Genomic DNA, 3,573 nt, shown 5'->3' with positions numbered 1-3,573 from the left:
TGTTTCCTAATTCGATTTCAGTTAAAACACGCCTAAATGACTGATTAGGCGATCACCATCATTTCGGGCATTCCTAGTTCTGTGAGCTTGTTTAACGCTTTTGTCATGGCATAAGTCTCACCAACTTGAGCATTGTAATTTCTTAAGCTTAATGTCCCTAAAGCAGCTTTTTAACTCGGAACATCGCTGTCTCTGAGAGAGAATATGGTAGCCGTGCTTCTTTTTCCAATGCTTATTTGAACCATAGAGTTTCTGGTATCCGACCGCTAAATTGCGAGGGTGGCCTCGCTTCCTGAAGGCAGCCCCTTATCTCGGAGGAATGAGTGGAGCACCTTGTTTGATGAGAATGGCTTCGTAGCACAACCTTGTTTCATAAGCACCATCGCCAAATATTTCTGCGATTTGTGGCCGAGTCTGTCTGAGCAAATTAGGTAGCACTTCACTGTCGCTTACACTCGATAAACTTAACTTAGCAGCAATGATTTCATGTATGTCGGTATCAACCGCTAAATGCAACTTTCTCTAGACTCGGCACTTCCCGTCAATGCCATGCTTTTTGACTTTCCACTCGCCCTCTCCCTCTCCGTAGACCTTTAGTCCTGTCGTATCAATGGCTAAATCACTGAAAATACGGGGCTCCCGCGCTTGTTTTGTTTGCCTTGTTTCCACTCTCTTATCGCTTCCTCGATAATTAGAATGGTCGGTTGATCTGTTCTATAGAGTGCGTTGTTATGGAATTACATGCAACTTATTTGTATACCGTATTTTGGTGTTTTAGCGTTGTTATTGGTGTTATTTTGATTTAAAGTCTTCAAAATCAAAAGACGATAGGATTTCTATTATGGGTATTATTAAGCAAGTGACGGAAATAGGTAATCGAATGAATTCTGATAACGCGTCACTTAAAGAGGCTTTACTAGAAAGTACGCAAGTGGCGGTTACTGATGAAGATCTACCTGAAGGGGTTAATCGGTTGATTTATAATCACACCATAACTAAAACATCTCTTGGTGAAGATATTTTTCGTGTTTCAAAGAGCACTTATCTAAAACGCATAACACAAGCAATTGAGGATGGTGTTATATTTGAACCTATTTTTCATAATCGTTCTCACCTCTTCACACTTGCACAAGTCCATCAGCTTATGCTTCATTATAATTTTGAAAGATTTACCGATAACTACAATTCAACTGTGGTAGCTATTAAAAACTATAAAGGTGGAACTGGTAAATCAACAACTACAGTAACTATTGCTATGGCGACAGCGTTAGACTTAGATCTCAATGCAAGAGTGTGCATTGTGGATCTTGATCCGCAAGGTTCCGCAGCAAGAGGTATAATTAACGTTAAAAATGAACAGGATGAATTATTTGTTACTATCGCCGATTTCGCGTGTGCGGAATATGAAGATGATAGTGAAGTGGCTCAATTACTTGAAAATGGTAATCTATTAGAAGACATTGTTCGTGCTGCTCCTTTTTCTACACATATACCTAACCTTGATGTTATCACGGCATTCCCTACAGATGAGAAGTTTACCGATTTGTACTGGGAGTTAAATGATAAAGAAAAACGAGATGAATTATTGACTTATTTGTCTAGTAAAATTCTACCTATTCTAAAAACAGAATACGATATTATTTATTTAGATTTACCTCCCCAAAATTCGCCTATTACCTGGGCCGCAGCAGAGGCCACAGACATGATCATTACCCCTATCACTCCAAGAACTTATGACTATGCAAGTACAACGTCATTTATGCTTACTCTCTCAGACGTTCTTCAAGCTTTACCATCAAAAGGTTCAAATATTAAGTGGTTAAAGATTCTTCCCGTCAACTACAGTGAAAATAATCGGCAAGAGAGAAAGACTTTTGACCGATTATTGAGGACTGTAGGAAGTGATATGTTTACCACTCCAATCAAGCATAGTCCCTTATTTCTTGAAGCTGCGAGTATGAATAGAACTATTTTTGATATAAGAAAAACAGAAAGTACTTGCACGTCATTACAATATGAAACCGCCTGCTCTTCAGTTAGAGAGGCTTATAATAATTTCATAAATGAACTTAAAGTTATTGCAGCAAAGAGATAGGGGTCTATAAATGCGAAATAAAGACAAATCAAAATTATTAAGATCTGGCTCAAAATCAGGCATCTCATCTCTGAAAGGGGCTTCAGAAAATGTAAGAACTTTTCTTAATGGGAATTGGAAAGCAAAGCGTGTTGTTATTCCAAGCCGTGATATTGAATCTAAAACAGATATACACCCGTTAAACCCAAGAAATCAAGATGCATTAACTATTGAAGCAGTTAGAGATATCTACTCATCTATAATAAAAAATGGTGTAAATCAAGAAGGTATTGCAGTTAGATGTAAATCAACGGGAAGGCTGATGTTGTTAGATGCAAGTCGTCGCAGATTTGTGTGCTTGCAAGCTGAGGTAGAACTACCACTTTGGGAGTTAATTGGTGATGTGTCAGATGAAGACATCTTAGCAATCATCAATGATAGTCAAGAAGTTAAACGGTGGTCTTATCCTGAGCATGCTCAATACTTATTTCGAATAGCTAGACGTAAGGGAATAGATGTTGATACTGCTAAACTAGAAGATCTAGCTTCAGCTCTATCAATAGGTCGTGAATCGTTAAGGAAGAGAATTGCAGCAAATAATGTTGTTTTACCTCTTCGACAGGTATTTGTCGATTTTGAAGGAATACCTAATTCATACTATTCAGATCTGATTAAACTGCAACGAGATCTTGAAAAAAATCATGTAGACATAGCTGATAGCATGAAGTCTTTTAGTAAAGTATTACAATTCCCGGTGGATTGTATATCTATTACTGATAGACAAAAAATCACACTAGAACAATTAAAGTTGTTTATTGCTGAATCATTAAATGTAAAAACAACGCCTAAGGAATGGAAAAAGGAGTATCTGGCATCGTTTGACAAGAAAGGAAGTTATGCCACCCTAAGTCAAAGTCCAGATAGAAATAAGATAAAAATTGAGCTTGCTCGAATTGGTGCTGATAAAGAAAAGCAAATACTGGAATTTATTAAGTCGATTTTAAATACATAGTAATCTACCCGAACAGTAAGTAATAATTAATGAAAATGTCATTTAAATCATAAAGATAGGGGGGTTGTACTTTTAAAACAAGGGGGGGTGTCGCAGCGCTTTATCATCATGTTTTTATTGTGATAGCTACCTCCCCTTTTTTCTACCCTTTCAGGATAGGTTTTTTCCCTTGATAATCCTTTCCCCTTTGGCGCAGCCTCCCATTTTTGTTTGTGCGGTTAGTGGGTTCAATGCTGGTACTGGATAACAATAGTTATTTTTGCCGCAGAGAAAAGTAATGTGGTTTGCTGGTAAGCGCACAATTAACCCCACATTCTAAACCCTACAAGACTTTGTCATAGTTTTTCTAACCTACTGGAGGAACTATGATTCAATCAGAAGAACACCAATACTGGATGGCTATCGTCACTAAGCAGCAAGAAAGCGAGCTTTCTGTTCCCAATTTTTGTAAAGAGCAAGACATCAGCTACCCCAAATTTCATTATTG

3 protein-coding genes and 1 pseudogene are annotated in these 3,573 nt (G+C 37.7%); 3 read left to right on the top strand and 1 reads right to left on the bottom strand.

All coding sequences use genetic code 11. The features are described 5' to 3' along the window. Nucleotides 1-44: 44 nt before the first annotated feature. Nucleotides 45-734 (bottom strand): annotated as a pseudogene (locus tag RH88_RS22640) (IS5 family transposase); the annotation flags it as partial. Nucleotides 735-841: 107 nt separating this feature from the next. Here RH88_RS22640 and RH88_RS22635 point away from each other — a divergent pair. The 3 genes from RH88_RS22635 to tnpA all read left to right on the top strand — a co-directional run. Continuing rightward, a complete protein-coding gene (locus RH88_RS22635) occupies nucleotides 842-2,095 on the top strand; it encodes a ParA family protein (RefSeq protein ID WP_005600409.1) in 1,254 nt (417 codons plus the stop codon). Nucleotides 2,096-2,105: 10 nt separating this feature from the next. Next, the gene (locus RH88_RS22630; protein ID WP_005600407.1) at nucleotides 2,106-3,086 is read left to right on the top strand and encodes a ParB N-terminal domain-containing protein; all 981 of its coding nucleotides are present in this window, start codon (nucleotides 2,106-2,108) and stop codon (nucleotides 3,084-3,086) included. Nucleotides 3,087-3,451: 365 nt separating this feature from the next. Beyond that, nucleotides 3,452-3,573 (top strand): IS66 family insertion sequence element accessory protein TnpA (gene tnpA, locus RH88_RS24150; RefSeq protein ID WP_005600406.1); only part of this gene is annotated, 122 nt, incomplete at its 3' end.

Origin of the sequence: Vibrio scophthalmi LMG 19158 (genome assembly GCF_000222585.1) — a bacterium.
GTDB classification, from domain to species: Bacteria; Pseudomonadota; Gammaproteobacteria; order Enterobacterales; family Vibrionaceae; genus Vibrio; species Vibrio scophthalmi.
Note: the sequence above shows the minus strand (reverse complement) of the source record. Positions and strands in the feature narration are given on the sequence as shown.

Excerpts from the sequence above, each read along its gene's own strand:
- RH88_RS22635 (WP_005600409.1), top strand. The coding sequence starts at position 842 with ATGGGTATTATTAAGCAAGTGACGGAAATAGGTAATCGAATGAATTCT.
- RH88_RS22630 (WP_005600407.1), top strand. The coding sequence starts at position 2,106 with ATGCGAAATAAAGACAAATCAAAATTATTAAGATCTGGCTCAAAATCA.